Origin of the sequence: Bacillus sp. AP50, assembly GCF_040492675.1 — a bacterium.
In the GTDB taxonomy this organism is placed as follows: domain Bacteria; phylum Bacillota; class Bacilli; order Bacillales; family Bacillaceae_G; genus Bacillus_A; species Bacillus_A cereus.
Map to the genome: position 1 here is coordinate 1 of NZ_JBEUTW010000624.1, position 2886 is coordinate 2886.

A 2886-nucleotide genomic window follows, 5' to 3' on the forward strand; every position below is an offset into this window, starting at 1 on the left:
AATATAAGGCTATGTTTTATAACATATGAAAATACTGCTAATTTAATATTAAACATAATAAAATACATAGCCCTTTCTTTTTACTATTAAAAAACATATTGAAGTAAGGAGTTATATTATAATGGCAATCTTTCAAAGTAATGTTCAAAAAGCTGAACAAATTGCTACTCAAATGAGATCAGCTTCTGACGCAATTCAAAATGCAACAGGTAAATCAATAACGCACGCAACACGTACAACTTTAACCGTTAATTACAAAGCACAGGAAGCAAACCAACAAGCCTTAGAATTAACTAGACAATTTCTTGCTGCCTTTCAGCAATCCATTGACAATATACAGTCTGTAGCAACAGAGTTTGAACGAATGGACAACGAATTACAGAAGAATTTTTAGCTTTTTTAAGAATTTTTTCTTTATCCCTTCTGTTAACTTATATATAAGCAAAAAGGTAGGCGGAAAAAATGAATCAAGAAATAGAACAAAAAATGAAGGTCTTGAGTCAAAATCTAATGAATCTATCCGAGGAACAATACCAAAATCAACACGCAATACAAACACAAGAACAAGCAGAAGCAGACTTTCAAGAATTAAAAATACGCAGCCATCGCTTTTTTCATCGTATTTTAGAAACATGGCATGGTGATAAAGAACTCTTTCGCTTTTTTACCAATATACAATTAGAAACTCAACAAATTGAAAGAAGCCTTTCTTATAAATTAGAAGAACAAAAGGAAACATTAATTCAAGAGAAACAAAAATTATACAATCTAGAAAATGACCTCACTCATCAAAAACAAAAACTTGCTAGGGAGGCCAATTTATGAGTTTAAATATGTATCTTGGAGAGGTACAATCCCAAACAAACACTATGTATGCTTTTTGTACTGCTACTATACAAAGTATGGAGCAAGTAATCCAATCTATCGACAGTTTTGTGAATGATTCTGTCCTACAGGGTCAGACTTATGATAGTGCGAAAATGTATTTTGCAGAAACGTTTCTTCCTTTAGCACAGGGGATTATTTACCTATGTGAAGAATTACTCCATCAGAATGAATCTTTTCCTGCTGAGTTTCAATCAAGAGTCGCCTCAACAGATGTAGTTGAACAAGAACTATTAGAACAAATCCGAGAGATTGACCGAATGATAGCAAGTATTGAAGTTACAAAACAAATTATGCCACTACCGGATATGGATGCAATGGTTAACCTATTTATTGAGATGCGCCGTAAAATCCAGGAAAAGTTAGAACATCTATATGAATTTAATCAAACATCTAGTAATAACTATGCTACCGCGATTCAATTAGCGGCTAGTATCGCTGCAGGCCTAGCTGAAGTTCAAAGTGGAAAAGGCTTTAGCCCTGCAAGTGGTACATTTAGTACACAAAGAATAAATATGGAATGGGCAGATTCTATTCATGAATATCTAGATAATAATATTCGATTAGATAATAGTATAAAAACAAATAATCTAATTGAATCTGGTATACTATTAGGTAGTTCTTCGGAAAAGAATATACTAGAAAAGTTTATAAAAGGGGTTTGGAATGGATCTGGAGAATTTATTGGTGGTTTAGTAGAGACATACAATTCGTTAGACGATACAGTAACAAAGGAGAACCTAAAGTATGCTGCAGGTCATCCTATAGAAACCGCATATACCATGATAAATACTTTTTCAGACACTTTTATGAATGAATTTTGGCATGGCGATGCTGAAAGTCGTACACAATGGGGAACAAATATTTTTATGGAGTTTGGTTTAGGATGGCTTGGAGATAAAGGAGCAGGCCAAATTGGAAAAGTAACTTCCCTTGGAGACTCTGTAAAGTTAACGAAATTTTCAGGTGATACACCTTATATTTCAAGCCACTTACCATTAAAAGATCGATTTGCTTTTGCTGGTGGAGATGGTTTGCGATCTAGATTTGACACACCAGACTTTAAACAAGCTGAAGAAAAACTCTCTACCTATCAATTTGCTAGTAGTGGAAGAATTAATAGTAGCAGAACTAATGGTGGCAATGTTCCGTATAGTTTTGATTCATCACTTATGGAGCACCTTTTTCATGGGGAACTAAAACAAAAATGGTGGGGACTAAAAGCTGTTGGATATCACCATGAAAGTATGATGGGTGGAGGAGAAATAGTTAGAATTACCCATGCACCAAATTCTGCGGGAGTATATAGAGCAAAAGTAAAAGTAGACGGTGAAACAAAAAACGCGCTTTCTTCATTTTTCCCTAAGGATTGGGATAGAGTACAGGTACTTGATTCTATCAAAGAAGCATACGATAATAAGATTCAAGTCGATACAGTTAGATATGTAGGACAAACATCCCACGGATTTAAAGTAGAAATGATTATACAAAATAATGAGATAATAACAGCATATCCTGTTTATACTAGGAGGTAAAAAATGAAATATACATACGAATTTTATCGTGATGGACTTGGCGGATTAAGAATACGTTTGCCAAAAGAAATTTCTATAATTTCTCATTTCTTGGAAGATATTTTAGATGATGAAGCAGATGAGTATATACAAATTTTAGATAATGTAGTAGACCAAAAAGTTCCGCAATATGAAATAGAAGGGAACGTAGCAGCAGTCTACATTGAACCTAATTACACCAGTGCTATTAACTTATTTATGAGTGCTCCAAATAACCAATGTAAAATTGAGACCTCTGAATTTAGAAAACTACTTGTGTTGTGGCGAGATACAGTGGTAGCAGAAGGGAAAGATATAGAAGTATAAAAGAAAACTACCTTCTGTGATATTTAGATCATAGATGCTAAACTCAATAAAATCAAAGGTAGGAATATATTAAATATATTTCTACCTTTTTATTATGTGGCGAGACTCCACATCCATTAAC

4 protein-coding genes are annotated in these 2886 nt (G+C 33.6%); all 4 read left to right on the forward strand.

Going from position 1 to position 2886, the window contains the following annotated elements; all coding sequences use genetic code 11:
- Positions 1-121: 121 nt before the first annotated feature.
- The 4 genes from ABWK52_RS27520 to ABWK52_RS27535 all read left to right on the forward strand — a co-directional run bounded on the left by ABWK52_RS27520 (position 122) and on the right by ABWK52_RS27535 (position 2765).
- Entirely contained in the window at positions 122-394 is a 273-nt protein-coding gene (locus ABWK52_RS27520) for a TIGR04197 family type VII secretion effector (protein WP_061663104.1), read from the forward strand.
- Positions 395-462: 68 nt separating this feature from the next.
- A complete protein-coding gene (locus ABWK52_RS27525; protein WP_061663103.1) occupies positions 463-825 on the forward strand; it encodes a DUF3958 family protein in 363 nt (120 codons plus the stop codon).
- Positions 822-2420 (forward strand): EndoU domain-containing protein, encoded by a 1599-nt coding sequence (locus ABWK52_RS27530; protein ID WP_061663102.1) that lies wholly within the window; start codon positions 822-824, stop codon positions 2418-2420. Before ABWK52_RS27525 ends, ABWK52_RS27530 begins: the two co-directional genes overlap by 4 nt.
- A 3-nt stretch (positions 2421-2423) precedes the next feature.
- Complete coding sequence (locus ABWK52_RS27535; RefSeq protein ID WP_000878117.1) at positions 2424-2765, forward strand: hypothetical protein; 342 nt, start codon at positions 2424-2426, stop codon at positions 2763-2765.
- Positions 2766-2886: the final 121 nt, after the last annotated feature.